At 70.0% G+C, this 26,329-nt stretch carries 29 protein-coding genes and 1 tRNA gene; 13 read left to right on the top strand and 17 right to left on the bottom strand.

The window, feature by feature from the left end; translation table 11 throughout:
• The first annotated feature begins 39 nt into the window (after nucleotides 1–39).
• From CVO96_RS13330 to CVO96_RS13305, 6 genes are all read left to right on the top strand, one after another.
• The gene (locus CVO96_RS13330; protein WP_103312651.1) at nucleotides 40–642 is read left to right on the top strand and encodes a shikimate kinase; all 603 of its coding nucleotides are present in this window, start codon (nucleotides 40–42) and stop codon (nucleotides 640–642) included.
• Nucleotides 629–1,684, top strand: coding sequence for a 3-dehydroquinate synthase (aroB, locus tag CVO96_RS13325; RefSeq protein WP_103312650.1), 1,056 nt, complete (start codon nucleotides 629–631; stop codon nucleotides 1,682–1,684). The genes CVO96_RS13330 and aroB overlap by 14 nt, the downstream gene beginning before the upstream one ends.
• Nucleotides 1,685–1,739: 55 nt before the next feature.
• Complete coding sequence (gene aroQ, locus CVO96_RS13320; RefSeq protein ID WP_103312649.1) at nucleotides 1,740–2,171, top strand: type II 3-dehydroquinate dehydratase; 432 nt, start codon at nucleotides 1,740–1,742, stop codon at nucleotides 2,169–2,171.
• Nucleotides 2,172–2,842: 671 nt separating this feature from the next.
• Nucleotides 2,843–3,268 (top strand): 50S ribosomal protein L13, encoded by a 426-nt coding sequence (gene rplM, locus CVO96_RS13315; RefSeq protein ID WP_103312648.1) that lies wholly within the window; start codon nucleotides 2,843–2,845, stop codon nucleotides 3,266–3,268.
• Between the two features lie 2 nt (nucleotides 3,269–3,270).
• Nucleotides 3,271–3,672: a 30S ribosomal protein S9 gene (gene rpsI, locus CVO96_RS13310; RefSeq protein WP_103312647.1), complete on the top strand. Its 402-nt coding sequence runs from the start codon at nucleotides 3,271–3,273 to the stop codon at nucleotides 3,670–3,672.
• A 288-nt stretch (nucleotides 3,673–3,960) separates the two neighbouring features.
• On the top strand, nucleotides 3,961–4,527 hold the full coding sequence (locus CVO96_RS13305) for an antibiotic biosynthesis monooxygenase (protein WP_103312646.1): 567 nt from the start codon (nucleotides 3,961–3,963) through the stop codon (nucleotides 4,525–4,527).
• Between the two features lie 72 nt (nucleotides 4,528–4,599).
• On the opposite strand, the gene CVO96_RS13300 is transcribed toward CVO96_RS13305, so the two are convergent.
• From CVO96_RS13300 to CVO96_RS13290, 3 genes are read right to left on the bottom strand one after another with little or no spacing between them, the layout of a single operon-like run.
• Nucleotides 4,600–5,067: an NfeD family protein gene (locus tag CVO96_RS13300; RefSeq protein WP_103312645.1), complete on the bottom strand. Its 468-nt coding sequence runs from the start codon at nucleotides 5,065–5,067 to the stop codon at nucleotides 4,600–4,602.
• A gap of 4 nt (nucleotides 5,068–5,071) precedes the next feature.
• On the bottom strand, nucleotides 5,072–5,992 hold the full coding sequence (locus CVO96_RS13295) for an SPFH domain-containing protein (protein ID WP_103312644.1): 921 nt from the start codon (nucleotides 5,990–5,992) through the stop codon (nucleotides 5,072–5,074).
• Between the two features lie 39 nt (nucleotides 5,993–6,031).
• Nucleotides 6,032–6,586: a histidine phosphatase family protein gene (locus CVO96_RS13290; protein WP_103312643.1), complete on the bottom strand. Its 555-nt coding sequence runs from the start codon at nucleotides 6,584–6,586 to the stop codon at nucleotides 6,032–6,034.
• A gap of 87 nt (nucleotides 6,587–6,673) precedes the next feature.
• On the opposite strand from CVO96_RS13290, the gene CVO96_RS13285 reads away from it, so the two are divergent.
• Entirely contained in the window at nucleotides 6,674–8,104 is a 1,431-nt protein-coding gene (locus CVO96_RS13285) for an ATP-binding cassette domain-containing protein (protein ID WP_103312642.1), read from the top strand.
• Between the two features lie 95 nt (nucleotides 8,105–8,199).
• Here the strand turns inward: CVO96_RS13285 and CVO96_RS13280 are convergent, their stop codons facing one another.
• A complete protein-coding gene (locus CVO96_RS13280; RefSeq protein WP_207795314.1) occupies nucleotides 8,200–9,117 on the bottom strand; it encodes an SMP-30/gluconolactonase/LRE family protein in 918 nt (305 codons plus the stop codon).
• 180 nt (nucleotides 9,118–9,297) lie between these two features.
• Between CVO96_RS13280 and CVO96_RS13275 the strand changes: the two genes are divergently transcribed.
• Nucleotides 9,298–9,867, top strand: a complete 570-nt coding sequence (locus CVO96_RS13275; protein ID WP_103312640.1) for a DcrB/PsbP domain-containing protein — start codon at nucleotides 9,298–9,300, stop codon at nucleotides 9,865–9,867.
• Nucleotides 9,868–9,958: 91 nt separating this feature from the next.
• On the opposite strand, the gene CVO96_RS13270 is transcribed toward CVO96_RS13275, so the two are convergent.
• From CVO96_RS13270 to rplS, 6 genes are all read right to left on the bottom strand, one after another.
• Entirely contained in the window at nucleotides 9,959–11,455 is a 1,497-nt protein-coding gene (locus CVO96_RS13270) for a hypothetical protein (RefSeq protein WP_243398355.1), read from the bottom strand.
• Entirely contained in the window at nucleotides 11,452–12,153 is a 702-nt protein-coding gene (locus CVO96_RS13265) for a VWA domain-containing protein (protein WP_103312639.1), read from the bottom strand. Before CVO96_RS13265 ends, CVO96_RS13270 begins: the two co-directional genes overlap by 4 nt.
• A 56-nt stretch (nucleotides 12,154–12,209) precedes the next feature.
• Entirely contained in the window at nucleotides 12,210–14,306 is a 2,097-nt protein-coding gene (locus CVO96_RS13260) for a transglycosylase domain-containing protein (protein ID WP_103312638.1), read from the bottom strand.
• A 60-nt stretch (nucleotides 14,307–14,366) separates the two neighbouring features.
• Nucleotides 14,367–14,648: a hypothetical protein gene (locus CVO96_RS13255; RefSeq protein WP_103313489.1), complete on the bottom strand. Its 282-nt coding sequence runs from the start codon at nucleotides 14,646–14,648 to the stop codon at nucleotides 14,367–14,369.
• Nucleotides 14,649–14,986: 338 nt separating this feature from the next.
• Entirely contained in the window at nucleotides 14,987–15,784 is a 798-nt protein-coding gene (locus tag CVO96_RS13250) for an HAD-IIB family hydrolase (protein WP_103312637.1), read from the bottom strand.
• A 269-nt stretch (nucleotides 15,785–16,053) separates the two neighbouring features.
• Nucleotides 16,054–16,521, bottom strand: coding sequence for a 50S ribosomal protein L19 (rplS, locus tag CVO96_RS13245; protein ID WP_103312636.1), 468 nt, complete (start codon nucleotides 16,519–16,521; stop codon nucleotides 16,054–16,056).
• 206 nt (nucleotides 16,522–16,727) lie between these two features.
• On the opposite strand from rplS, the gene CVO96_RS13240 reads away from it, so the two are divergent.
• Entirely contained in the window at nucleotides 16,728–17,513 is a 786-nt protein-coding gene (locus CVO96_RS13240) for a hypothetical protein (RefSeq protein WP_423739363.1), read from the top strand.
• Here CVO96_RS13240 and CVO96_RS13235 read toward each other — a convergent pair.
• On the bottom strand, nucleotides 17,510–18,034 hold the full coding sequence (locus tag CVO96_RS13235; RefSeq protein ID WP_103312635.1) for a GNAT family N-acetyltransferase: 525 nt from the start codon (nucleotides 18,032–18,034) through the stop codon (nucleotides 17,510–17,512). The genes CVO96_RS13240 and CVO96_RS13235 overlap by 4 nt on opposite strands.
• A gap of 191 nt (nucleotides 18,035–18,225) precedes the next feature.
• Here CVO96_RS13235 and lipB point away from each other — a divergent pair, with 191 nt between their 5' ends.
• On the top strand, nucleotides 18,226–18,942 hold the full coding sequence (lipB, locus tag CVO96_RS13230) for a lipoyl(octanoyl) transferase LipB (protein WP_103312634.1): 717 nt from the start codon (nucleotides 18,226–18,228) through the stop codon (nucleotides 18,940–18,942).
• Nucleotides 18,943–18,945: 3 nt separating this feature from the next.
• Nucleotides 18,946–19,938, top strand: coding sequence for a lipoyl synthase (gene lipA / locus CVO96_RS13225; RefSeq protein WP_103312633.1), 993 nt, complete (start codon nucleotides 18,946–18,948; stop codon nucleotides 19,936–19,938).
• 67 nt (nucleotides 19,939–20,005) lie between these two features.
• Here the strand turns inward: lipA and CVO96_RS13220 are convergent, their stop codons facing one another.
• The 3 genes from CVO96_RS13220 to CVO96_RS13210 form a co-directional block, all read right to left on the bottom strand.
• Entirely contained in the window at nucleotides 20,006–20,329 is a 324-nt protein-coding gene (locus CVO96_RS13220) for a hypothetical protein (RefSeq protein ID WP_103312632.1), read from the bottom strand.
• Between the two features lie 207 nt (nucleotides 20,330–20,536).
• Nucleotides 20,537–21,094 (bottom strand): chloramphenicol phosphotransferase CPT family protein, encoded by a 558-nt coding sequence (locus tag CVO96_RS13215; protein ID WP_103312631.1) that lies wholly within the window; start codon nucleotides 21,092–21,094, stop codon nucleotides 20,537–20,539.
• A gap of 4 nt (nucleotides 21,095–21,098) precedes the next feature.
• The gene (locus tag CVO96_RS13210; RefSeq protein ID WP_103312630.1) at nucleotides 21,099–21,596 is read right to left on the bottom strand and encodes a MarR family winged helix-turn-helix transcriptional regulator; all 498 of its coding nucleotides are present in this window, start codon (nucleotides 21,594–21,596) and stop codon (nucleotides 21,099–21,101) included.
• 86 nt (nucleotides 21,597–21,682) lie between these two features.
• Here CVO96_RS13210 and CVO96_RS13205 point away from each other — a divergent pair, with 86 nt between their 5' ends.
• Nucleotides 21,683–22,555: an EamA family transporter gene (locus tag CVO96_RS13205; protein WP_103312629.1), complete on the top strand. Its 873-nt coding sequence runs from the start codon at nucleotides 21,683–21,685 to the stop codon at nucleotides 22,553–22,555.
• Nucleotides 22,556–22,614: 59 nt separating this feature from the next.
• A complete protein-coding gene (locus tag CVO96_RS13200) occupies nucleotides 22,615–23,787 on the top strand; it encodes a M28 family metallopeptidase (protein ID WP_103312628.1) in 1,173 nt (390 codons plus the stop codon).
• A 49-nt stretch (nucleotides 23,788–23,836) separates the two neighbouring features.
• Here CVO96_RS13200 and CVO96_RS13195 read toward each other — a convergent pair.
• From CVO96_RS13195 to CVO96_RS13185, 3 genes are all read right to left on the bottom strand, one after another.
• Nucleotides 23,837–23,913, bottom strand: a tRNA-Ile gene (locus CVO96_RS13195).
• A gap of 92 nt (nucleotides 23,914–24,005) precedes the next feature.
• Nucleotides 24,006–25,136: a deoxyguanosinetriphosphate triphosphohydrolase gene (locus CVO96_RS13190; protein WP_103312627.1), complete on the bottom strand. Its 1,131-nt coding sequence runs from the start codon at nucleotides 25,134–25,136 to the stop codon at nucleotides 24,006–24,008.
• Nucleotides 25,137–25,291: 155 nt separating this feature from the next.
• Nucleotides 25,292–26,272: an aldo/keto reductase gene (locus tag CVO96_RS13185; RefSeq protein ID WP_207795313.1), complete on the bottom strand. Its 981-nt coding sequence runs from the start codon at nucleotides 26,270–26,272 to the stop codon at nucleotides 25,292–25,294.
• Nucleotides 26,273–26,329: the final 57 nt, after the last annotated feature.

Below are 26,329 nucleotides of genomic sequence, written 5' to 3'. Positions count from 1 at the left end.
GTCACGCTCCCGGCGCGCGCTTCCCTTACACTGTCCCCCATGTTGGCCCCCAGCCTGATCGACCGCCCGGTGAACTGGGTGGCGCTGGCGGGCTTCATGGGCACTGGCAAGAGCCGCGTCGGCTGGGAGCTGTCGCGCGCCCTGGCCCTGCATTTCGTCGATACCGACAAGCTGATCACGCGGGTGGTGGGCAAGAGCATTCCCGAGGTGTTCGCGCAGGAAGGCGAGGGGTACTTCCGCGCCTGCGAGCAGGAGGTCGTGCGGCGCGTGACCCGGCTCGACCACGCGGTCATCAGCCTGGGCGGCGGCACCTTCATCCAGGAGGAGAACCGCCGGGTACTGCTCGGGCGCGGGCCGGTGGTCGTGCTGTGGGCCACACCCGAGACCGTCTACGCCCGCACCAAGCACAGCGACCGCCCCCTGCTCCGCACCGACGACCCGATGGGCCGTATCCGCCACCTGATGGATGAGCGCGCCCCGGTCTACCAGCAGGGCACCATCCACGTGCACAGCGACGGCCGCCCCTCCGAGGAGATCGTGGAGGAGGTGATCGAGCGGCTCTGGAACTGGGCCGACGCGCAGCACGCCTGGGCCGAGGCGGAGGCGCTGCCGCCGGGGCTGGAGGAACGTGCGACGGATTGAGGTCGGCGGGGCCGGCCCGGCCCACCGCTACGAGGTCAGGGTCGGCGCCGGCCTGCTGGAGACCGTCAGCCTGCCGCAGCGCCACATCGCCCTGATCCACCCGGACGACCTGCCGGCCGAGTTCGTGGCGCGAGTGCAGGTGGCCCTCTCCCCCACCCTGACCGTGAGCGTCCCCGCCCGCGACGACTGCAAGACCATAGAGGTGCTGGGCCGCGTGCTCTCGCAGCTGGCGGCGGCCAACCTGCCCCGCGACGGCGCCGTGGTGGGCCTCGGGGGCGGCGCGGCGACCGATCTGGCGGGCTTCGTGGCGGCCAGCTACCTGCGCGGGGTGGCGTTCTATACCCTGCCGACCACCCTGCTGGGCATGGTGGACGCGGCGGTGGGCGGCAAGACCGGCGTGAACCTGCCGGAAGGCAAGAATCTGGTGGGCGCCTTCTGGCCGCCCAGAGCCGTGTGGTGCGACACGGACACCCTGGGCACCCTGCCGCCCGCCGTGTTCCGCGAGGGCGCCGCCGAGGCCTTCAAGCACGGGCTGATTCAAGACCCCAGCCTGCTGCCGCGCGTGCTGGCCCCCGAGTTCCGGCCCGGCGGCGCGCTGCTGGAGGACACCGTGGCCGACGCCGTGGCGGTGAAGGCCGGGGTGGTGACCCGCGACCTGACCGAGCAGGGCGAGCGCGCCTTCCTGAACTTCGGGCACACCCTGGCGCACGCGCTGGAGGCGGTGACCCACCACGCCCTGCCGCACGGCGAGGCGGTGGCCTACGGGATGCACTACGCCGCTCACCTGGGCCGCGCCCTGGGCGGCGCCGACCTGACCCCGGACACGCTGGCCTTCCTGCGCTGGCAGCGCCCGGCGCCCCTGCCCCGGCTGAGCTTCGACGACGTGATGCCCTTCATGGCGCGCGACAAGAAGGCCGACGCCGACGGCGTGCGCTTCGTGCTGCTGCGCGAGCTGGTCCGGCCGTACCTGACACGCGTGGAGAGCGGCGTTCTGAAGTCGGAGTTCGCCGCGTGGCAGGCCGAGGTCTCCCAGGGCTGGTGAGTTCAGCCCTGGTCGGCTTCGTCACCTTTCGGCCCTAAACCCGCTAGGCTGAGCCATGCTGCTCGTGCTGAACGGCCCCAACCTGAACCGCCTCGGCCTGCGCGAACCGGGGGTCTACGGCGCGCAGACGCTGGAGGATCTGGAACGCCAGTGCGAAGCCTGGGGCGCCGAGCTGGGCGAGTCGGTCACCTGCCGCCAGAGCAACTACGAGGGCCAGTTGCTGGAGTGGGTTCACGAGGCGCAGGAGCAGGGTTTCACCGGCATCGCCATCAATCCCGGGGCGCTGACTCACTACAGTTACGCCCTGCGCGACGCCATCGCCAGCCAGCCCCTGCCGGTGGTCGAGGTGCATATCAGCAACGTGGACGCCCGCGAGGAGTTCCGCCACACCAGCGTGACCGCCGCCGTGTGCCGGGGCAAGATCAGTGGCCTGGGCTTCTTCGGCTACCGCCTGGCGCTGGAATACCTGACCGAAGGAGTGGGATGAGGTGGGCGTGTCTGATCCTGCTTTCAACGTCTATGGGGCTGGCCCAGACGCCTGAGCAATTCGCCGCGACACTTCGGGTCAACCGGGCGTATGAATACAATCCCGGACTGGTGCGCGTGGATGTCGTCAACAGAGGGCCTGGGAACGTCTGGTTTGACCCAGGTACTCGTTGCAGGCTCGATTTCTTCGTTCTGGAGGCGCCAGCGCTCCCGCCCGCCAGGATCGTCTGCACCGCCGAACTCCGGCCACCCGAGCGCTGGGGAGTCGGCACCGTCAGGTCAATGGAGTATCTGGGCTCGGTATCGTCCGGCGAACAGACACTGAGGGGAGTCGTGAAGATTCGGGTTGCCCAGGATATGGGCGGTCAGCCGGGCAGATTCGCAACTCTTGCCGTTCCCATCCCCCAGACCAAACTCAACGTCGGCTGGTTCAAACCCGGTGGGAAACGTCCACCCGTAAGCCCGCCCATGCCGCCTGCCCGCTGATTAGACTCATCCTAGGCCACTGTCCTGACCTTGCCCCAAGACCCCCACATCTGATACCTTGGCCTTTAGTGTCTCGCGCTTGGTAGGGCCGAGATGACCGGGAGGCTCCCGGACACGGACGCGCCGTCTCCCCGGCGGCGTGGGCCGAGGTCGCCAGCCAAATCCCACTGTTTATGGAGTTTCAAGGTGAAAACCTACATCCCCAAAAATGACGAGCAGAACTGGGTCGTGGTCGACGCGACCAACGTGCCCCTGGGCCGACTGGCGACGCTGATCGCCAGCCGCATTCGTGGCAAGCACCGCCCGGACTTCACCCCGAACATCATCCAGGGTGACTTCGTGGTGGTCGTGAACGCCCAGCAAGTCGCGCTGACCGGCAACAAGCTGGACGGCAAGGTCTACACCCGCTACTCCGGCTACCAGGGTGGCCTGAAGACCGAAACCGCCCGTCAGGCGCTGGCCAAGCACCCCGAGCGCGTCATCGAGCACGCCGTGTTCGGCATGCTGCCCAAGGGCCGCCAGGGCCGCGCGATGCACAGCCGCCTGAAGGTCTATCCCGGCCCCGCGCATCCCCACACCGCCCAGCAGCCCCAGACACTTGAGGTCAAATAACCATGGCGATCCAGCAACCTGAACAGTTCTACGGCACGGGCCGCCGCAAGACGGCCGTCGCACGCGTGTTCCTCCGCCCCGGCGAAGGCAAGATCATGGTGAACGGCAAGGAGTTCCAGACCTACTTCCGTGGGCTGCTGCGCGCCGTCCACGCCCTGCAGGCCTTCCGCGAGACCGGCACCGCCGGCCGCTACGACGCCGTGATCACGGTCGCCGGCGGTGGCCCCACCGGCCAGGCCGACGCCATCAAGCTGGGCATCGCCCGCGCGCTGCTGAAGGTCAACCCCGACTTCCGCGCCACCATGAAGCCCAAGGGCCTGCTGACCCGCGACCCGCGCGAAGTGGAACGCAAGAAGTACGGCCTGAAGAAGGCGCGCCGCGCGCCCCAGTTCAGCAAGCGCTGATCTTCAGTCCACTCCGCTTCACCCTGGCCCCCTCCGCACTGGAGGGGGTTGTTCGTGTGGGCCCGGCTGGGTCATACGCGTTGCGCTTCATTCCGGAACCTCCGGGAGAGCGCCGGAGGTTCCTCCACGTCGCGCCACGCGTCCTTGTTGCTTCTCCCTTTGGTCGGGCACAGTCGCTCAAGTTTGAGCGACTGTGCCGCAATGGGTATCAGAGGCGCCGGATGATGAACCGGGCAGACTTACAGTAAGCTGCGTCCGCTGATGTCTGCGCCAGAAGCCCCCTCTGCCATGACCGTTCCTTCCGGCTCGGCCGCCACGCCGGACGGAGTGACGCTGGTGATCACCGAGCGGGTGCGGCCCTCGCAGGTGCCCGCCTACGAGGCCTGGGCGCACCGGGTACAGGCGCTACTCGCCAAGCACCCGGGCTTCGTGGGCCTGCACGTGCTGCGCGATCCCTCGCGGCCCACCCCGGAATACATCACGCTGCTGCGCTTCGCCTCCCAGGCGGCGCTGGACGCGTGGCGCCACGACCCGACCTACCGCAAGATGCTGGAGGAACTGCCCGCCTTCACGGCCGCCGAGGTCGATTACCGGGAGGCGCGGGGACTGGAGGCCTGGTTCGACCGTCCGGCCAGCCTGCCGGCGCCGCCGCTGTGGAAGACCGTCCTGGTGGGCTTCGTGGGCGTGTACCCGCTCATTTTGCTGTTCACCTGGCTGGCGCGGCCGCTGACCCAGGACTGGGTATGGTGGGCCGCCATCCTGCCCTCGGCGTTCCTGGCGACGCTGTTCCTGAACTGGCCGGTGCTGCCCCTGCTCTCGCGCACGCTGCGGCGCTGGCTGTATCCGGCCCGCTGAGGCGGACACGCATGACAGGACAAGGCGGCCAGACACATCCCATCTGGCCGCCCCTCTCTCTCCCTCTCTCCCCTACACCCACGTCCCATTGATCTCCCGGACGATCAGGGTCGTGCCGTCGGCGTCCACGATCAGGACGTTCGCGCCGACCGGGGTATCCGGGCCGGTCGCGCGCCAGTCGGAGTCGCCCACCCGCACGCGGCCCACGCCGTTGTGGATGGCGGTGGTCACGGTCACGGTGCGGCCCACCAGGCGGCCCGCGCCCAGGTTCATATCGTCGCCCTCCGAGCCGCCCAGCACAAGCCGGTTCACGTAGCGCCGCCCGACCAGCACGGCGGCCACGCTGAGGCCGGCGAAGAGCAGGAGCTGCAGGGCCACCGGCACCGGCAGCACGAACACGATCAGTCCCAGCATGAAGGCGGCCAGCGCCAGCCACACGAAGAAGATGCCGGGAGCCAGCACCTCCAGAATCAGCAGGCCAGCGCCCAGCACCCACCAGTGCCAGGGCTGCACACGCTCCAGGGTCGGCAGCCAGTCCACGGCCCTAGTCCTTGCGCCCGCCGAAGGCTTCCTTCGCAACCTCCGCGATGCCCTGCAGGCTGCCCAGGATGGCGGTGGCCTCCATCGGCAGGATCAGGGTCTTCTGGTTGGGCGAGGTGGCGAACTCCTTCAGGGCGTCCACGTAGCGCTGGGCCACGAAGTAGTTGATGGCCTGCACGTTGCCGGCGGCGATCGCCTCGCTCACCATGCGGGTCGCGGCGGCCTCGGCCTGGGCCTGACGCTCGCGGGCCTCGGACTGCAGGAACGCGGCCTGCCGGGCCCCTTCGGCGTTCAGGATCTCGGCCTGCTTCTCACCCTCGGCCTTCAGGATGGCGGCCTGCCGGAAGCCCTCGGCGTCCAGGATGTTGGCGCGCTTCTCGCGTTCGGCCTTCATCTGGCGGGCCATCGAGGCGACCAGATCGGCCGGCGGCTTGATGTCCTTGACCTCGATGCGCGTGACCTTGACTCCCCACGGCTCGGTGGCCTCGTCCACCACGCTCAGGAGGCGGGCGTTGATCTGGTCGCGGTTGCTGAGCAGTTCATCCAGATCCATGGAGCCCATGACCGTGCGGATGTTGGTCATGGTGAGGTTCAGCGTGGCCTGCTCCAGGTTGCGAACCTCGTAGCTGGCCTTGGCGGCGTCCAGCACGGCGTAGAACACCACGCCGTCCACCGTCACCAGCGCGTTGTCGCGGGTGATGATCTCCTGGCTGGGCACGTCCATGACCTGTTCCATCATGTTGACCTTGCGCCCGATCCGGTCGATGTACGGAATGATCAGGTTCAGCCCCGGCTTGAGGGTGCGCTGGAACTTCCCGAAGCGCTCCTGGGTCCACTGGTACCCCTGCGGCACGCTCTTGACCCCGGCGAGCAGGGTGATGATCACCAGCAACACCAGAAACACCACCACGATCGTCAATCCCATGTCTTGCCTCCTGTAGTGGCCAGTACGCGCCCCAGGCGCCTAACGTTCCCGCAGACGCAGGCCAGGAACGTCGAGTGTGAGCACGCCCAGCAGCCCCAGCGACCGCCACAGCGGCAGCGGGTCGAGCCTGTTCGCCTGGGCCGCCAGCAGGCTGATCACCGTGCCGTGCGCGACGATGGCGATGGTGTCCTGCCCATTGGCGGCCAGGACGGCGTTCACCGCGTTGCCGAAGCGGCTTCGGGCACCCTCGGCACTCTCCTCACCCGACACGACCTGATCCGGATGCTGGAAGAACCGGGCGATCTCGGCCTCGAAGTCGGCAGGATCGGCGTGGAAGGGGGACGTGTAGCGCAGCTGTTCGTGCAGGCCGACCATGCGTCGGTGCGGCACCCCCAGCGCCGCCGCCAGCCCCTGAGCCGTCGCCACCGCCTTGGGCTCCTCGCTGGACACCACGAGGTCGGGCCGGGGGGTGAGCCGGGCGACCAGCGCCGGGAGGCCGTCCAGCGCACCTTCCGCCAGTGCCCACTCGTGCGCCGGCACGCCCGGAACGATCGTCGGTCTTCCATGTTTGATGAGGTGGAGGGTGCGCGGCATGGGGCTATGGAAGCACGGGAGGGGGGTGGATGAAACCGGACTTCGTCACGCCCGACCATGCCCACCGCACCGCTACACTCAGGCCCGATGCTGCCCCTGGTCGAGCTGCAAGACGTCACCGTGATCGCCGGAGGCCGGAGCCTGCTCCAGCACGTCACCCTGCACATCCAGCCGGGCGAGGCCATCCGGCTCTCCGGCCCGAACGGCGGCGGCAAGACCACGCTGCTGAGGGTGCTGGCCGGTGAGGTCGCCCCGGTCGGCGGGAGGCGCACCTACGGCCTGGGCGGGGTTCCACGCCGCTCCGCCGTGCAGGCCCGCCGCACGCTGTCCCTGGTCGGCCCGGACGCCGAGGCGTTCTTCCTGACCCGCGACTGGGTGCAGACCGTGCGCGACGTGCTGCTGGCCGGGTTCGAGGGCGAAGCCCTGAACCTCTGGGGCGGCAGTCCGGCCGCCGAGGCCAGGCTGACCGAAGTGGTGGCCCTGACCGGGATCGGCGCCCTGCTGGAGCGCGATTTCCGCACCCTCAGCCACGGCCAGCGGCGGCGGGTGGTGCTGGCCCGCGCCCTGATGCCCTCGCCCGAACTCGTGCTGCTCGACGAATTCACGGACGGCCTGAGCGAGGGGGCGCGGGCGGAACTGGGGGGCGTGCTGGGAGACCTCCACGCCTCCGGAGTCGCCGTGATCCTGGCGACCCACCGACCCGACGAGGCCCCGGCGCTGCCCTGGCGCACCCTGCGCGTGGAGGACGGCCGGCTGGCCGACGAGTTCCACGCCTCCAGGCCGCCCATTCCGTCTCCCCTGCCCCGCCCGCCCGGCTCCGGCGACCTGGTGCGGCTGCGCGGCGCCGAGATCTTCCGCAATGGGCACCGGGCGCTGGGGCCGCTCTCGTGGACGTGGCAGGCCGGGCAGCACTGGCTGGTCACGGGCGAGAACGGCTCCGGCAAGAGCACGCTCGCCCGGCTGGTGGCCGGCGAGTTCTGGCCCGCTCTGGGCGGCGAGGTCACGCGCCCGTACCTGAGGCGCGACCTGCTGAGCGAGCGGCGGCGCACGGTGGGGCTGGTCGGGGCCGAGACCGGCATCCGGCAGCGCCGCGAGTGGACGGGCCAGGAGGTGATCGCCAGCGCCTGGAGCGGCAGCGAGGGCTTCGCGCCGGAGCTGTCCGGCACGCAGGGCGGGGAGGTGGAGGCCATCGCCGCGTACCTGGGCCTGGGCGAGCTGCTGGGACGCAGCGCCGCCACGCTCTCGCAGGGGCAGCTCCGGCGCCTGCTGCTGGCCCGCGCGGTCGTCCACCGGCCCCGCCTGCTGATCCTGGACGAAGGGCTGGACTTCCTCGACACCTACTCCAGGGCCCGCTTCCTGGCCCTGCTGCCCGAGTTGGCGCGCGGCGGCACGCACCTGATGGTCGTCGCGCACCGGGCGGAGGACGCTCCGGCGGGCCTGACTCACCACCTCCACCTGAGCGGCGGTACGGCGGAGTTCGTCCGGGCGCTGGCGGCCGAGCCGGCTGGAACGGGCTGACGCCATCTGGACGAAGGGGCAGACGGCGGCGCAGGTCAACCCGCCCTGACCTGCGCCGCCCCGAGAATCATGTTGTCGCTGCTGCGTGCCCCCGGCTACCTGGGCAGAGCCACGTTGGACACGGTGAAGGGCAGTTCCGGCGTCAGACCCGGGCCGCGCTTGTCGAACTGCGAGTTGACCACCAGCAGGCGGTTGCCCTCCTGCGCGATGGTCGTGGGGAAGCGCAGGCTGGGATCGGTGAAGGCCGTACCCAGGGTGCCGCTGCTGAAATCCGCCGACAGCGCGACCGGCACGATCAGCACGGCCGAGTTGCGAACCACGTACAGGGTCTGGCCGCTCAGCAGGATGCCGTCGCCGCTGGTGACCGCGGCGCCGCCCAGGTTGATCTCGGTCACGGACTTGTCGGCCACGGTGATGCGGAACAGCTTGCCGGTGTTCGACTGCACCACGATCAGGTACTTGCCGTCCGGGGTGGAGGCGATGCCGTTCAGGTTGAAGCCCGCCACGTATTGCAGGGGCGTGCCGGTGAAGTCCAGCCAGGACTCCAGGGTGCCCAGACCGCCCGCCGTGCGCCCGATGCGGAACAGCACGGGCCGCTGCGAATCGGTGATGTAGGCGGCGTCCGGCGTCAGGGTCACGTCGTTGAGGAAGGTCGCGGTGGCGGCGGGCGTGCTGAAGGCCTGGATCAGTGCCTTACTGGCCGTGTCGTAGACGAAGACCTTGCCGCTGGGTCCCCCCGCGATAAACAGCCGGCCCTGCTCATCGACCTTCATGCCGATAGCGGTGGGACGCTCGGCGGTGGGCGCGAGGAAGACCTCGGTGGCCGCCTTGCCCAGCGTGCCCCGGAAGATGGTGCCGTCGGTCGTGCTGCCGACGTAGAAGTTCTGGCTGCCCGCCCGGTGCGCGATGCCTTCCGGATAGACGGCGTTTCCAGGCAGCGTATAGGTGCTCACCAGGGGGGCCTTGACGAGACCACAGGCGGCGAGGGCGGCGGTCAGCAGCACGGCAGTCATGAGTTTTGGCATACCTCCCCTTTATATGGGGCTCAGGTCAGCTTTCCATCCGGTTCGGCTTTAGCGTGGGTTGGGAATCCTCAGGGCAGGCCGGGCGGGGGCAGTCCCGGCGGAGGCAAACCCCGGCGCAGCGCCGGCTTCGTCAGGTTCAGCTCACTTTCAGGCTCTAGCCTGCGGGGCGTGAAACGTTTTGCCCTGACCCTGGCCCTGTTCTGCGGGGCGCTGTCTCCCCTGACCCTGGCCCAGACGGCCACCCCGGCCTCTCCGACCACGCCCCCGGCCGCGGGTGAGCGGACGATTGAGGCCATCACCGCCACCAGCCAGAAGGGCTACTCCATCCGCGTGCCCGCCGGCTGGACACCGTTCAAGAACGTGCCCGGCGCGGACGTGGCGTTCGTCAGCAAGCCGCTGGGCACCATCCGCCCGACGGTGACCGTGGTGGTCAACGACGTGCCCGCCGACCTGAAGGTGACCCTGGCCGACGTGCGCGACATCAACGTCAAGAACCTGCCCTCGCTGAGCAAGGAGAGCCTGAAGATCGTCGGCGAGAAGACGATCAAGCTGAGCGGCCGGGACGCCATCCTCTGGACGCTGGTCGGCAACGGCGAGGGCGGCCAGGTGCGCTGGACGCAGGTGTTCACCGTCAAGAACAACCGCATCTTCACCGCCACGCTGGTCACGCCGGTCGGCGCGCCCGCCGAACTGCTGGAGAGCGGCCGCGCGATCCTGACCAGCCTGACCCTGAAATAAGGGCTGGAGCACACGCGGGGAGTCGAGGTGATCGGCTCCCCGCTCAGCTGGATGGAAGATAAGAGCAGGGGCGTGGTGGGTACCCCCTCTCCTACGAGAAGCGGGGCCAGCGCTGGGGCTTCGGGAAGCGGGCGGCGTGGATCTGGGCAGCGAAGTCCTCCAGGGCCTCCTGCACCCCTCTGGCCTCGCGGATCAGGTTGGCGGCCACCGTCTGCACGCCCTGCTCGCGTTCCTGCTCCCAGTGGCTCAGGACGCGCTCGTTGAGGCGGGCATGGTCGGGGCTGGTCACGTCGCGCGGCGGGGCCAGGCGGTCGCGGGCGGCCTCCAGGTAGGCCACATGGTCAGCGCGGCGGGCGACCTCGGCGTAGTTGCCGGTCTGCTTGAGCAGGGCGACCCGGGCGGCCAGACGCTCGCGCTCCAGCACCCCGCGCGCGCGCTCCCGGCCCTGGATCAGCGCGGCCCCGGCGGCCATGGCGACCAGCGCCAGGGTGAACACCAGCAGCGACCAGTGCTGGGGCACGGCGTTGGTATCTACAGAGGTGCTCAGGTCGGTCAGCTGGCCCTGCTGGGCGGCGTTCGCGGCGATCTGCGCCGACACGCGCAGGATGCCGTCCCAGTTGAGGAAGCCCTCCACGCCCAGATAGAGGGCGCCCACGGCGGCGATCCAGGCGAGGTACGGGCGCCCCTCCCGGCCGGGGGCCAGCTTGGCGCGGTAGGCGAGTTCATCGACCAGCCACAGCAGCAGCACGCTGAACATCACCCCGGCGGTCAGCGCGATCAGGGTCAGGTAGAGGCGCGATTCGGGGTTGAACAGCAGGTTGATCGACACGCCGCTGATGACGCCCACGAAGAACTTGCTGAAGGTGGCGAAGCCGTTAAACACGCGCTTGCTGCCGCTGCGGACTTCCGGCGGGCGGATCGCCTGACCCTCGCGGGCGAGATCGGCCAGCGCCTGCTGCTGGTAGAAGGCCTCGGCGCTGGCGGTGTCGGGCGTGATGCCGTGCTGGGCCAGCGCCTCGAAGCGCACGGCGCGGGCCTCCTCGATCTGCTCGGACGCGCGGGTGTAGGCGTGCTCCACGCCGCTGCTCGCCGCGTTCATGAACTCCAGGTGTTCCTGCTGCCGCGCCCAGGAGCCGCGCACGCCCAGGCCGGTCTCGGCCAGCACGCGGTTGAGCTGCGCGCGGGCCTGTTCGTGGTGCACGCGGTACTGCTCCACATTCAGCCGCAGCAGCCGGGCCCGCGAGACCAGCAGACTGCGCGCCGCTTCCTCGCGCACCAGGGGCAGCTCGCCGCTCAGTTCGGCCAGCAGGGTCTCGAAGTGCGCGGGCGCCAGCACCGGCAGGAACTGTTCGGCCGCCAGGGGGTCGGGGTGCGGCAGCGCCGGCTCGTAGGGGTTGATCCCATCGGGCGCGGTGAAGGTCAGGTCGAGCGGATCGGGAGGAACAGTCGGTAGGGCTGGGGTGGACGGGGCTGGGCTGGATGGCGCTGGGGTGGATGGGGCTGGGGTGGACGGGGCTGCTGTAGGCGGCCCAGGCTGCACCGTTCCTGCCTGATTCGGCCCGCTCTGATTCGGATCGGGGCCGGTCACGCGCCGCTCCGGGCCTTCTTCACGCGCTCGGCGAAGACCGGGTAGACGTTCTGGAGGTCGTAGGCCCCGGCCATCAGCACCCGGCGGTCGTCGGCCGCGGCGCCCAGCGCCTTCACGAAGGCGTCCCGGATGGACGTACCGCCCGCGCCGGCCTCGGGGCTCAGTCCGGCCAGGAAGAGCTGCCGGGTCGCGCTGGCGCCCAGCAGGGTCTGCACCCGGCCGCCCAGGCTCGCGCGCTGCGGGTCGTCGTTCAGGGCGCCGTCGGTGAAGAGGATCAGCACGTCGCGCACGCCCGTGGTGCGGGCGGCCAGGGTGCCCGCCTGCGAGAGCGCGGCGCTGATGGCGCTGCCCCTGCCGGTGCAGGGTCTCGTCAGGGCGTCGGTGTAGCGCAGGATGTCGGCGCGGGCGAGCCGGGCGCCACTTTTGGACTGGAAGGTGAAATCCGCGACCGTCTGCACGCCGCTGCACACCCGCAGCAGGCTCAGCGTGTCGCCGGAGCGCACCTGATTGAGCATCACGCTCTGGGCGAGCAGCCGGGCCTGCCGGGCGTAGCCGTAGGCCGGGTTCTTGGAGCTGCCGGTCATGTCCACCGCCAGCACCAGATGCAGGGGCGGGGTGGTCAGACCCAGCACGGAGGCGGCGCTCAGGGGCGTGGGCACCAGCAGGGGCAGCAGGCTCAGGGCGGCGGGGATGGGCATGGGGTCTCCTGAAGGGTCTGGCTCACTCGACAGTCTGGCTCAGCAAAAAGTCTGGCTCAGCGCGGTGAGGGCGGGGTGGGATTGCGGGGTCTGAGGCCGGCGAGGGGCACCGCCACGCCGCCCACGCGGGTCAGGCCGGGCGGCGCCGGGGGGGTCTTCAGGTCGTGGGGCAGGGTTCGCAGCAAAGAGAGTTCCCGGCAGGCGGCCTGCTCGCGGTAGAGGTTTACCGGCACGCTGACGCGGCCGTCCGGATCGCCCAGCCAGACGGCCATCGCGTACTGCGGGGTCAGGCCCGCGCACCACGTGTCGTTCACGTCGTCGGTGGTGCCGGATTTGGCGCCCAGCGGCATGGCGCGGCCCGTCAGGCGGTCAGCCAGCGAGGGCCGCAGGAAGCGGACGTGGCTGGCACGATCCTGCACCGCGCCGGTCAGGAGGTCGAAGGTCTGGGCGGCCACCACCTCGTCCCACAGCTCCGCGCAGGCCCGGCGGGGCAGCGGGAGGGGGCGGCCCGAGCGGTCGTAGGCCTCGGCCAGCAGGTGCGGCGGGCAGAGCTGGCCGGCAGAGGCGAAGGAGGCGTAGGCCGCCGCCACGCTCAGCGGCGAGGCCCGCCAGGTGCCCAGCGCCGGGCTGGAGCGGTTGCCGGGGTCTTCGGTGTAGCCCACCCCCGCCAGCACGCGCCGCAGCGCGGCCTCGCGCCCGCTGCCGACCTGCACGGCCACGGTGTTCAGCGATCGGGTGTTGGCCTCGCGCACGCTGACCGCGCGGTTCAGGAAGGTGCCGGAGTTGTTGCCGATGGCCTGCGCCCCGTAGCGCGTGGCCTCGTCCCGGAAGGTGGAAAGCTGGGTCAGGCCCTCGCCGAAAGAGACCGCGTACAGCAGCGGCTTGACGGTGCTGGCGACCGGCCGCCGGGCCACCGCCGCCCACTGCCGCCCCGGCTGGCTGCTCTGCTCGCCGCCGGTGGAGCTCGCCAGCGCGATCACGCCCCCGCCCCGCACGTCCACGATGGCCGCGCCCTCGGCGGTGCCGGGGGGCCTGGCGCCGGTCTCACCCTCACCGCTCACCCGGCGGGAGAGCGCAGCCTGGGCGCCCGCGTCGATGGTCAGCACCACGCGCCCCACCCGCCGGGGATCGAGACCAGACGAGCGCAGTTCACGTCGCACGAGTTCCTGCATGGCCCACACCGGCTCGGGCTCCTGGCGGTAACCCTGGCGCCGCACGGCGCTCACCACGCGCAGGTCGCCGCCCGAGCCCGCGTATTCCACCTGCCACAGCCGGGGCTCCAGCGGGGTGGCCGCCGCCTCCTGATAGGTCTGTTCGGAGATCAGCCCACGCGTCCGCAGAATGTTCAGGGTCACGAGCTGCGAGCGGCGCATGGCGCGGAAGCGGGCGGTGGCGGTCTCGGGTGGGGTGTCTTCCGACACGAGGTAGCGCCCCGGCGCGGGCAGCAGGCCCACCAGAAAGGCGCTCTGCGCCAGCGTGAGGTCGGCCGGGTCGCTGCCGAACACGGCCCGCGCCGCGTCGTAGATGCCCTTGCGCTGCCCGATGCCGATCCAGGGCAGCGAATTGACGCTCATGGCGAGCACCTCGCGCCGGCCGTAGCGCCAGGTGATCAGCGGCGCCAGCACGAACTCGGCGGCCTTGCGGCCCAGCACCAGCCCCAGGCCCTCGCGGCCGGTGTCGTAGTCGAAGTGGCCGGCCAGCACGCTGTTCTTCAGCAGCTGCATGGTGATCGTGCTGCCGCCCGCGCCGCTGAGAAGCGCGCGGGGCAATCTTCCCAGGTCGACCCCGGCGTGCGAGAAGAAGCGCACGTCCTCCTTGGCCACGTAGGCCAGCAGGAAGGCCGGCGAGACCCCCGAAAGCGGCACGCTCAGCGACTCGCGGCAGGGCACGGCGTTCACGGCGCTGCGTTCCTGGCAGTGGTCGATCACGCCCAGCGGGTCGCCCCGGCGATCCTGCACCTCGATGGGCAGGAGTTCCGAGCGCAGGTTCCAGGCCCGGCCCCAGGCCCCGGTGCTCAGCGCCCCCGCCAGCCCCAGCCCCACGGTGCCCAGCGTGAGCACCCCCACCCCCGCCAGCCCAGCCCGCAGCAGGCGGCGCAGTGTCCAGGGCTGCGGCCCCCGGATAAACGGCGTGCGCGGCCAGCGGCCCATCATGGCGTGGTTCCGTGGTTCATGGGGTGAGGTACGCGGCCGGGAGCAGGGCCGTTGCCGATCTCAGCGCACCACATCCGAGACGCCCGCCGCCGCCGAGCGGAACTGCCAGTCGCGGGCCAGCGTGTTCCACAGCCCCGACGCCCCGACCAGCAGGATCAGCACCAGCCCCAGCGCGGCCAGCGCCGTGACCGCCGAGGCCCAGCTCGACCGCGGCCCGCTGGGCACTGCCCCGCCCCGCGCCACCGGACGGGGTTCACGACGGGGCCGGGAGGTCGGCATAGACGGCAACGCCGCCGCACTCTGGCCGGATGAATACGGCCGGGGCTTCCGCACGAAGCTCATGTCCTCCAGCATAGGGGGAGAGGGTGAGGGCTGATTCCACCTTTTGGATGAGGGGGAAGGGTGGCAGATAGCAGATGGCGGAGGGCAGATGGCTGGAAAAGCCGAAGCGCCCTACCCTGCAATCACCGAAAGCCGTAGTGCGCGAAGCGCGCGGGCAACGAGGCGACACCGCAGAGGGCAAGTCCGCAGCCCACGCCAACGAAGCCACAACTCAGCGCCAGCGGGGGAACCGTGGCGACCACATGCCGAGCGCAGCGCTTCGCTACCCCCTGCCCTCTGCTGCGCAGCTCTGCGAGTCCGGGGTAGGGGGGGTAGGGAAGCCCGCCGCCGGCGCCCAGCTATCCCCCCAGCCGATCCGCCCACGCCGAGAGGAACGTCCCCAGTTCCACCTGCATCTCCACCCGCACGTGCGCGTGCCGAGAGAGCAGCGGCAGCGTGCCGACCTGCACGGCGTAGCCCGCGATCTCCAGCATGGCCTCGTCGTTGTCGCTGTCGCCGAAGGCCACCGTGCGTTCGTGCGGCACGCCCAGCGCGTCCGCGATCAGCGCCAGCGCGGCGCCCTTGTGTGCGCCGGTCGGTGTGACGGTCAGGAAGTGCGGGTAGGGCTCCTGCGCGCCGGTCAGCACCAGATGGGGGTGGGACTCGCGCAGCTGGGCAGCGAAGCCCGCCACGTGCGGGTGGAAATACCCGACCTTCTGGATGCTGTCGCGCGGCGCCTCGGCCAGCGGGCGGTAGCCACGCAGCACCATCCAGGGCTCGGGCTCGTAGCCGGGCGGGATGTCCACGTACAGCCCACCCTCGGTGAACAGGATGGCCCGCGCGCCGTCCAGCTCATGGGCCAGCACGGCTTCCAGGTCGTCAGGGGTGAAGATCGCCTCGGTGTGCAGGGTGCCGTCAATCTCGATCCGGCCACCGTTGTTGCTGGCGACGGCGTGGGGCTGCATGGCTTCCCTCACGGCCTCTGGCGCCATGTCCCGCCCGGTGATGATAGCGAGCTTCACGCCCTGTGCACGGAGGCGGCTCAACGCGGTGGCTACGTCGTCCTGCAGCCGGTCGCCGCGCTCCGGGATCAGGGTGCCGTCCAGGTCGAAGGCCATCAGCAGGGGGAGGCCCGTGGGGGCAGGGGCAGGAGTCATGGGGGGCAGCCTAGAGCATCGGTCAAAAGAACGGCGTTCTTTCGACCGAGCGGAGCGAGTAAATTGTACCCAGCAGGACGCAGAATGGAGCTGTCGGGAAGCTGTTGTCCCGACAGCGGAATTCGGAGAACTGCTTTAGAGCATCTGGGGAACCCGCCCGACTCCAGGGGGGCTTGACTCGCAGGGCTGCCCTGACCGCCGGGGCCCGGCCGGGCCCCCAACACGAAACCGCCCACCATGGGGGCGGGCGGTGTGTCGCGCGGAGAGGCTTACTCGCCGAGGGGCGCTTCGGCGGTCGCCTGAGCCTGGGCTTCGCTGGCCGCGCTGGCCTTGGCGGCCTTGCTGGCGGCGGCGTCCTTCATCACGCGGCTGCGGTCGCTCTTGATGCGGGCGGCCTTGCCACGCAGGTCGCGCAGGTAGTACAGCTTGGCGCGGCGCACCTTGCCGCGTTCCAGCACGGTGACCTTGGCCAGCAGCGGGCTGGAGAAGGGGAACACGCGCTCCACGCCTTCACCAAAGGAGATCTTGCGGACGGTGAAGCTCTTGCGGCTGCCCGTACCGTTCATGGCGATGACGACGCCCTCGAAGGCCTGGTTGCGGGTGCGGGTGCCTTCCACGACCTTGGTCTCCACGCGCACGGTGTCGCCGGGGCGGAACTCGGGGTGGTCGGTCTTGATGTGGGGCTGCTCGACGGCGCGCAGGATGGCACCACGGTTGGTCTTGATCTGGCTCTGCATACTCACTCCCTTCGGGCAGCGGACTGCCCCACGATCCCGCGCGGGCGGGCAGAGGCGTTCTTACTCCGGGTGACGGGCCTGCCGCACGCTGACGGCAAACCGGACTGTGGGAGTATACGCGAAGGCAGGGCTGTCAGCAAGGGTGCGTGGCTTAAGGGCGAGACGTCTCACTTTTCAGACACTGTATTCACGGCAATATCTCCTGTGTGGAATTGTCCTCAACCCCCGACACCCTCCTGGCCGATGCACAGATCGCCGCCCTGTCGCAGCGGCGGCGGGTGTCCGAGGTGCGGGCCCGCGAGCATGTGGGGGCCGCCGGGTGGGCACAGGCCAGCACCCTGGAAGCGATCATCCGGGCCGGGCAGGAAGGGCTGGTCGCCACCGAGGCGCTGAGGCAGGTGGTCAGCCTGACCGGCGAACAGCTCCGCACGCTGCCACTGAGCACGGGCGACAGGGAGCGGGCCGGACACGCGGCCACCCTGCAGAACGTGCTGCACAGCGGTGAGGATCAGCTGACGGTGGCCCATACCGTGAACGATCTGGTCTGCCGGGCGCTGGACGAGGTCGCCAGCACGCCGGTCGCGGAGATCAGCACGCAGCGCCTGAGAGCCATCCAGAGCCGCGTGCTGGAGCAGGTCGAGGCGCTGGGCGCGATCATCGCCTCGGCCCAGGCACAGGCCGACACGCTGGAACAGGTGCAGAAGCTCGATGAGGTCATCGCCGAACACCAGCTGCGCATCAGTGCCCTGAGGGAATACACCGCCAGCGCCGAGGCCGAGGCGCTGGCCGGAGCCGGCGAGCAGATCGTGCAGCGGATCGGTGAGCTCGACGAGGCCGCGCCTAAGCAGATCGAGGCCCTGTCGCGGATTGGCGAGGCGGTGGCCGAGCGGGTGGGCGACACCGGCGCCGATGCCCGGAAGAAGGCGGAGGCGCTGGAGGAGCTCGCCGAGACCATGACCGGCAAGGCCAGGGACATCCGCAAAGAGGGCTAGAGCGCGATCCAGTAGCGCCGGATGACCTTCGGGTGGAAGTCGAGCCTGAATTCCCCCTCCAGCTCGCCCCCGTTCGTCTCGATGATGCGGCGCGACCCCAGGTTGTCGGCGTCGCAGGTGACCAGGACGCGTTCCAGGCCCAGGCCGCGGGCGCGCCCCAGGGCCAGCCTCAGCGCCAGGGTGCCGTACCCCTGCTGGCGCGCCGAGGGCCGGATCTCGTAGCCGATGTGGCCGCCGAACACACGCAGCCGCTCGTTCAGACGGTGGCGAAGGCTCACGCGGCCCAGGTAGGTGTCCCCCTGAACCAGCCAGAGAGCTTCGGAGTTCACGAAACCCTCGGGTGGCACGGCCGGGGGCTCGAAACGTCGCAGTTCGGCCAGCACGGAGGCGAAGTCCTGCTCCATCTCGGCCACATCGAATTCCAGGGTGTCGCCCAGGCCGCTGCCGAGGGCCTGGGCCTCGCGCACGGCGTCGATGAAACTGGCTTTATAGCGGGCACTGGGAGGCACGAGTTCCGGCATGACCCAGTCTGCCCGGCACGGGATAGGGCCGGAATACGCCGTCTGGCGGGGCCGTCCGGAAGGGACGGACAGGTCGAGCGGCGTCCTGACCAGCGGGAACCCGGACAGTCACCAGCGGCAGTGGTGAATGGGGGGCCGAATTCTGTCCAGGGCACGGTGAATCCGCCGCCGCCGGGTTTAGAATCCGGGGCATGGCCGGCGCTGCGTTCGACATCCTTGACCTGGGCGTGATGCCCTACCGCGACGCCTGGGCGCTGCAGAAGGACATCCATGCGCGGGTGGTGGCGGGGGCCACGCCGACCCTCCTGCTGGTCGAGCATCCCCCGGTACTCACGCTGGGCCGCAAGGCGAAAGAGGGCCACAACATCGTCGTCAGGCGGGAGTACCTGGACTCGCAGGGCATCGAGGTGCTGGAGGTCGAGCGCGGCGGCGACGTCACCTACCACGGCCCCGGCCAGCTCGTCGCCTACGCGGTCTTCCCGGTCGGCCGCAAGGTCGCGGATTTCCTGCGGCTGCTGGAAAACGCCACCATCGCGGCGCTGCACACCCTGGGGCTGACAGATGCCCGTCCGAATCCCGGCTACGCGGGGGTCTACGTGTCGCCCTGGGACATCAACGGCCGGCTGTACGACCAGAAGATCGCCTCCTTCGGGGTGGCGGTGAGGCGACATGTGGCGCTGCACGGGCTGGCGCTGAATGTCACCACGAACCTCCAGCACTTCGAACTCATCGTGCCCTGTGGCCTGGAGGACACCCAGATGACCTCCGTGGCCCGCGAATACGGGCGGCGCGGCCTGAGCCGTGCGGCCAGCGTGGAGGAGGCCAGGACGGCCCTCGCCCACGCCTTCGAGACCACCTTCGCCACCTACGACTGGACGCTGCCGGAGCTTGCCGGGGCGGGGAGTTAAGCCATGACACGACCAGACACCACACCTGAACCGAAGTTCATCAAGAACGGCATCTACCGCAAGGACTCCGTGCCGGTGCGCGAGAAGAAGCCCGAGTGGCTGAAGGTGACCATCCCCACCGGCGGCGTGTTCACCGAGGTTCGCAAGATCGTCAAGGAACACCGCCTGCACACGGTCTGCGAGGAAGCGATGTGCCCCAACATCGGCGAATGCTGGTCGCGCGGCACGGCCACCTTCATGCTGATGGGCCACATCTGCACGCGCGGCTGCCGCTTCTGCGCCGTGGATACCGGCAATCCGATGGGCCGGCTCGATCTGGACGAACCCGCCGGGGTGGCCGATTCCGTGCGCCTGATGGGCCTGAAGTACGTGGTGCTGACCTCAGTCGACCGCGACGACCTGCCCGACGGCGGCGCCTACCACTTCGCCAAGACCGTGCAGGCCATCAAGACGCTCAACCCCGAGACCCGCGTGGAGGCCCTGACGCCCGACTTCAGCGGCAACACGCACTGTGTCGATCTGGTGCTGGACAGTGGCGTGGACACCTACGCCCAGAATCTGGAGACCGTCCGCCGCCTGACCCATCCGGTGCGCGACATCCGCGCCTCCTACGACCAGACGCTGGCGGTGCTGGCCCACGCCAAGCGGGCGCGCCCCGACGTGATCACCAAGACGAGCATCATGCTGGGCCTGGGCGAAACGCGGGAGGAAATTGCCGAGGCGATGCGCGATTGCCGCACAGCCGGCGTAGACGTGCTGACTTTCGGCCAGTACCTGCGCCCCACCATGCACCATCTGCCGGTCGAGCGCTACGTGAGCCCCGAGGAGTTCGACGAGATCCGCGAGGAAGGCATGGAGCTGGGCTTCCTGGAGATCGTTTCGGGGCCGCTGGTTCGCAGCTCCTACAAGGCCGAGCAGATCGTGATGGATCGGCCTGGAACCCTGCCGGAGCACCTGGCACACCTCGAGGCGGGCAGCGAACTCAGCCTGATCTGAGCCCTATCTCCCACTGGAAACCCCCGCACTCGGCGGGGGCTTTTCCTATTGCGTCGGGTTCTGGACGTTACAGGCTGTCGCCCGCCTGCTGCAGGGCGTCGGCCAGTTGCTTGAGCTGGCTGCCAGTGTTGCCCTCGGCGTGCGAGGCGGCGCGGCCGGTTTCCTCGCCGAGCTTGGTGAGCAGTTCCTTGATCCTGGCGCCGTCCGGGCTGCCGCCCTCGAGCTGCTTCTGCAGCGCCGTGAGGTTGGCGTGGATGGTCTTGGCGCCGCGCCAGTCGGCGTTCTCCATGTCGGCCGTCCACTTGCCGATCAGGTCGGCGCCCTTCTTGGGGTCGAGGTCGGTGAGGCTGCCCTGCAGGGCGGTCAGGGTGGGCTGAATACGGGTGGGCATGGTGGTTCCTCCTGGGGTGGGACTCAGTTGGGCTCTGGACGCCATCCTGGCGGGCACCGGTGGGCCACTCTGGGCGAAATCCCGCTTTGTCAACGGGGCGTGAAGCGTGGCCTACGGCCGGCTCAAGCGGTTTCCACCATCAGCTTCACACCCGCTTCAGGGGGATACAGGAAAGCCGCACCGGGCGCTCATGCCCGAGGCAGCGGTTCAGGAGTGCAGGGGACGGGGTGGAAAGGCCCGGTGCGCTGCCCCGCTCCGCGCCTGCCACGCAGAGATGACGTGCTGGACGTTCGGCGCCAGGGGCGTCTGGCAGTCGAGTTCCAGATCATAGCCGGTGAAGGTATGGACGGTGGCTGCGTCCCGGCGGGCGTCCCCCGGGCGCCGGTCTCCGCGGGCGGCTTCGCGCCGTTCCAGCTCCTCTCCCGGACAGTGCAGACCGACTACGAAGACGTCACAGCCGCGCAACAGTTCGCAGAAGTCCTGCCACATCCCCGGCGTTTCGATGATGTAGTCCACGACGAGGTTGTTTCCAGCACCCAGCAGGGCAGGCAGGCACCGGTTGAATCCTCCGAAGACCTGCGGGCGGATGGTTGGCCAGTCGCGTATCCGTCCGTCCGGGGTGCGCGGCAGCACGTCCGAACCGAACATGAAAAAGTCGAGGCTGAAGTGCAGGAAGGGCACCGGCAGGGCATCCCGCAGCGCCCGGCAGAGAGTCGATTTACCTGCACTCGACGCCCCGTTGATCAGGATCAGGCTCCCGGACATCGCGCTAGCCACCCTCCAGATGCCTGACCAGCTTGAGCAGCAACCGATCCAGCTCCTGCAGTTCGGCCTCGCTGAGCCCGGAGAGCAGTTCGGTCTCGTTGTTCAGGTGCTCGGGCAGCAGGGCCTCCACGCGGGCGCGGCCGGCGGGGGTCAGGCGTACGCGGCGCGAGCGGGCGTCGGTCGGGTGGGGCGTCCGCTCGACGAGGCCCTGGGCCTCCAGCCCATCGATGCGGTTGGTGATGGAGCTGGGGGTCACGGCGGCCAGCCGGGTCAGTTCCATGGGGGTCAGGCCCTCCGGGGGGGCACTGCGGTACAGGGTGAACAGCAGATCGGTATGCGCGTGGTTCAGGCCGTGCTGGTGCTGCACGCGTTCCACCCGGTCGGCGGCCAGCCGCGCGGCGCGGGCGAGCAGGATCAGGCGCAGCATGGGCGTGGGCTCCAGCCCTGGGCGGGTCGCGACCCAGTCCGAGCGGATGCGCGTGAGCAGGGCGTGGGTGTCCATAGCCGGGTTCTAGCATCCGGACGCACACCAGGAGCCAAGCCATTCATGGTATTTAGACGTGAAAATAAATCTGCTACACTGGGGCCATGAACCGGGTGCTTCTCGCCACTGCCCTGGCCCCGCTGATCTGGGGCAGCACCTACCTGCTGACCTCCAGCTTCCTGGCCGGCGTGCCCGCCCCGCTGCTGAGCGTGCTGCGGATTCTGCCGGCGGGGCTGCTCCTGCTGCTCGCGGTGCGCCGGCTGCCGCCGCGCGAGTGGTGGCTGCGGATCGGCGTGCTGGCCCTGCTGCGTCAGGGGCTGTTTTTCACGCTGCTGTACGCGGCGGCCCAGAGCCTGCCCGGTGGCGTCGCCGCCACCATCGGCGCGAGCAGTTCCATGCTGGTGCTGGGCCTGGCCTTTCCCCTGCTGGGGCAGCGGCCCAGCGCGCTACACCTGGGGCTGGCGAGCGCGGGCCTGCTCGGCGTGGCCCTGGTCAGCCTGGGGGCCGACGCGGCGCTCAGCGGGCTGGGGCTGCTGTACGCCCTGGGCTTCGCCTTCGTGAACGCGCTGGGGGTCGTGCTGTTCAAACGTTGGGGCTGGCCGGCGGGCGCGACCCCGCTGCAGCAGGCCTCGTGGGAGCTGACCCTGGGCGGGCTGATGCTGCTGCCGCTCAGCCTGGGAAGCCTGCAGGCGCTGGCGTCGGTCACGGCCGGGGGCTGGGCGGCGCTGGCCTTCCTGACCCTGATCGGCACGGCGCTGACCGCCTGGCTGTGGCAGCGCGGCCTGAACCTGTTGCCCGTGCAGCAGGTCAGTCTGCTGGGGCCACTCAGCCCCCTGATGGCGCTGGGCCTCGACCTGCTGATCGTGCGCCACGCCCTGAGCCCCGCGCAGGCTGCCGGAGCCCTGCTCATCCTCGGCAGCGTGATCCTCACGGCGCTGCCGGCTCGGCACAGTCTGAAGGCCGCGCCCAGTGCTTAGTCCCCGGATCGCCACAAGCACCACGGTCACAGCACCCAGGTCGTGCTGTACTTCCTGACATGCGACAACTGATCCGGCCCGCCCTGGCCGTGACCGTGCTGGCCGTACCTCTGCTGCTCGGCAGCGCCTCGGCCACCCTGGACAACGACGCCCAGACCATCCTGAACTTCGGCCCGCGCGTGGCGGGCAGCCCGGCGAACGAGCAGGCCCGCGCCTATCTGGAGGCGCAGTTCAGGGCCCTGGGCTACGAGACCCGCCGCCAGGACTTCAGCTACCCGCGCTTCGACGACCTGGGTTCGGACGTGAAGCTGGGCGAGCGGGTGCTGGGCGGCAACGCCCTGCAGAACTCGACCGGCGGCACCCTCAGTGGGCCGGTGGTGCGGGTGCCGGGCGTGGGCACCACGGAGGAGTTTGCCCGGGTGGACGTGCGCGGCAAGGTGGCGGTGGTGGCCCGTGGGGAGATCCCCTTCGCCCAGAAGGCCCGGAACGCCCTGGCGGCGGGGGCGGCGGGGCTGGTCATCGTCAACAACGCGGACGGCGAGTTGCGGGGCACCCTGGGCGACCGCGTGGCCCTGCCCGTGCTGGGCGTCTCCCCCACCGTGGGCGCGGCCCTCATAGACGGCGCCGCCGTGACCCTGAGCGTCCGCGTGCGCGAGGGCGAGGTGAAGGCCTCGAACGTGATCGCGTACAAGAGCGGCGTGACGGCTCCGGAGCTGCTGTTCGGCGCCCATATGGACTCGGTGCAGGGCGCGCCCGGCGCGAACGACAACCTCTCGGGCACGCTGTCGGTACTGGAGATCGCCCGCCGCGCCGCCAACACGCCCCTGGCCGCCAGGGCCTACTTCCTGCTCTTCGACGGCGAGGAGGACGGCCTGCTCGGCTCGCGCGCCTTCGTGAAGGACAACGCTCCGCTGGTGGGCACGCTGAAGGCCATGTTCAACCTGGACATGGTCGGCGTGGACGTCACGCCTCTGTCGCTGACCGGCGACAGCAAGCTGGTCGAGGCGGCCAGAGGGATAGCGGGCGTGCAGGCCAGCGCCGGTCAGCCCGGCGGCAGCGACCACGTGCCCTTCGCCCAGGCCGGTATTCCCACGCTGTTCTTCCACCGGGGCCTGGACAAGAATTACCACCAGCCCGGCGACAAGGTGCTCGACCCCGCGCTGGTGAGCGAAACGGTGGAGGTCGCCCTGAAGGTGGCCGACAGCGTGCTGAGCGCGACTCCAGTTCGTTGACTCGACCTCACTCCAAGCAAAAGCCCCTGCCGAGGCAGGGGTCTTTCCGTGGTGCGGATGCCCAGACTTGAACTGGGGACCTCACGCTTATCAGGCGTGCGCTCTAACCAGCTGAGCTACACCCGCGCACCTTCACAGGGCCGGCCCTCGCGGACAAGCGGCAGTCAATTTAGCAGGGGGGCGCCAGGGTGTCAACGCCACGGGCGCGAACGCGGCGGCTAGCGCAGCCAGGGCACGCTGCCGGCCGGGGGCGTCAGGCCGGCGTGGATCTCCAGGGCGTAGCGGTCGGTCATGCCGGCAACGTAGTCGCACACGGCCCGCTCGACCCCGCTGCCCTGCGCCCACTCGCGGTACTGCGGCGGCAGCATGGACGGCCGCGCGACCAGCGCCTGGAACAGGGTGGTGAGTACCCGCGTGGCCTGCTCGACCTGCATCTCCACGCGCCAGTGGCGGTACAGCTGCTCGCGCAGGAAGGTGCTGGTCTCCCGCAGGAGCGCCCGGACATCCGGGCTGTAGGTGATCAGGGGCTCCGGCCGGGCCTGCGCCTGGGCCGCCGTCTGAACCCCGCTGTCCCGGATGGCCGCGTCGCTGGCGGCCGTCAAGTCGGTGATCAGCCAGCCCAGCAGTTCGCGGTGCAGGTGGCGGCGCTCGCGGTCGCTGACGCGCAGGGCGTCCACCCCGGCCCGGCGGGTCAGCTCCCGCCACAGCGGCAGCCCGGCCAGGGCGGCGGGGGTGATCAGCCCGCTGCGCAGCCCGTCGTCGAGGTCGTGGGCGGTGTAGGCCAGGGCGTCGGCGGCGTCCACGACCTGCGCCTCCAGGCTGGGCCGCTGCAGCTCCGCGCGGTCGTGCTTGTTCAGCCCGTCGAGCACGTCCAGCGTGAGGTTCAGCCCCGGCAGATCGGGGCGGCGGTGCTCCAGCCGGGTCACGATACGGCGGGCCTGGGCGTTGTGGTCGAAGCCGCCATACTCGGCCATCAGGGCGTTGAGCACGCGCTCGCCCGCGTGTCCGAAGGGGGGGTGCCCCAGGTCGTGCGCCAGGGCGATGGTCTCGGCCAGCGTCTCGTTCAGGCCCAGGTTCAGCGCCACCGAACGCGCCACCTGCTGCACCTCCAGCGTATGGGTCAGGCGGGTGCGGTAGTGATCGCCGCTAGCGTTCAGGAACACCTGGGTCTTGGCCTCCAGCCGCCGGAACGCCGTGGTGTGCAGCACCCGGTCGCGGTCTTTCTGGAAGGCGGTGCGGCTGGCGCTCTCAGGTTCCGGATGCTCGCGGCCCCGCGATTGGCCGCTCAGGGTGGCGTAGGGCGCCAGGGTGGCCGCCTCACGGGCTTCGAGTTGGGCGCGGGTCACCATGGGGGCAGTCTGGCAGACGTGGGCGGAGATGGTTGATGGTTGATCGTCGATGGGTCACGGAGCATCCGGCGAGGAACGGAGGCGTCGCCTGCCACAGTCCTGAGCCAGCGCGACTCTGAACCTTTCCATCAACCATCATCTATCAACGATTGGCCTCACTTCGCCGGCGTGTACCAGTTCCGATCCCAGCGGTGGGCGTACAGCTTCTGCAGCTGCTCGGGCGGCAGGCCCGCGCCGTCGGCCAGGGCGGCGTTGCGCTCCACGTTGCGGATCGACCGCATCCCCACGATCACGGTGGACACCGCCGGGTGCGAGAGCACGAAGCGCAGGCTGGTCGCGGCCAGGTCGTCGGTGCCGATGCCCAGGTCGCTCTCGATGGCGCGCAACCTCGGCTGCAGCTCGGCCTTGCGGTCGCCGCCGAAGTAGCTGTTGCGGAAGTCGTCCTTGTCGAAGACCGTCTCGGGCGTGATGTGCCCGCTCAGCGCTCCCTCATCCAGCGCCACGCGCACGATCACGCCGACGCCGTGCGCCTGGCAGGCGTCCAGCAGGCGATCCTGCGGCGTCTGGTCGAAGACGTTGTAGATGACCTGCACGGTCTCCAGCACCCCGGCCTCGATGGCCTTGATGGCGTTCTCGGGCTGGTGGTCGTTGATGGACACGCCGAAGTGGCCGACCTTGCCGTCCTTCTTGAGCTTCTGCACGGCGTCCTGCCAGTCGCCCTGACCCAGCCAGGAGTCGTTCCAGACGTGGAACTGCTGCACGTCCACGCGCTCCATGCCCAGGTTCTTCAGGCTGCGCTCGGTGCACTCGATCACGTAGTCGCCGGGGAAGGCGTCGTCGGCGCTGGCGCCCGGAGCGGCGGGCCACTGGCCGTTTTTCGGGGGAATCTTGGTGGCGACGATCACGCCGCCCCGCTCACGCGCAACCTGCCCGACCAGTTCCTCCGAGTGGCCGTCCGCGTAGGCGAGGGCCGTGTCGATGAAGTTGCCGCCCAGGTCGAGGTAGCGGCGCAAGGCCTGCAGCGACGTGTCGTCGTCGGCGCCGATCCACTGCTTGCCGCCGATGCCCCAGGCGCCGTAGCCGATCTCGCTGACGTTCAGGCCGGTGCGGCCGAGCTTCCGTTGGTGCATGGTCATGGGCAGACTGTAACGATTCAGAGTTGGTGAATCCATTGTCTCGCTCTTTAGAACTGG

Source organism: Deinococcus koreensis, assembly GCF_002901445.1.
Lineage (GTDB): Bacteria > Deinococcota > Deinococci > Deinococcales > Deinococcaceae > Deinococcus > Deinococcus koreensis.
The sequence above is the reverse complement of the archived record's forward strand: the minus strand, read 5'-3'. Positions and strand labels throughout refer to the sequence as shown.